This is a genomic window from Pseudomonas sp. AC463 (assembly GCF_979253585.1).
This window is the reverse complement of sequence record NZ_CEEDDZ010000818.1, coordinates 1-257: the sequence shown is the minus strand read 5'-3', so window position 1 is coordinate 257 and position 257 is coordinate 1. Positions and strand designations below refer to the sequence as shown.

Annotated in this window: 1 protein-coding gene; it reads left to right on the top strand. The window is 67.3% G+C overall.

What is annotated here, in order from left to right; genetic code table 11:
• Positions 1-257 (top strand): transketolase C-terminal domain-containing protein (locus AC0IYH_RS32500; protein ID WP_471838468.1); only part of this gene is annotated, 257 nt, incomplete at both ends.

Sequence of the window (257 nt, the reverse complement as noted above, 5' to 3'; positions counted from 1 at the left end):
AGGCGAAGGTGGTGCGGCCGGGCGAGGCGCTGACGATCCTCGCATACGGGACGATGGTCCATGTCTGCACGGCGGTCGTCGCGGAGGCGGGGGTCGATGCGGAGATCATCGACCTGCGTACGCTCGTACCGCTCGACATCGAGACAATCGAGGCGTCGGTGCGCAAGACCGGCCGCTGCATGATCGTGCACGAGGCGACGCGCACATCCGGCTTCGGCGCGGAGTTGTCGGCGCTGGTGCAGGAGCGATGCTTCTAC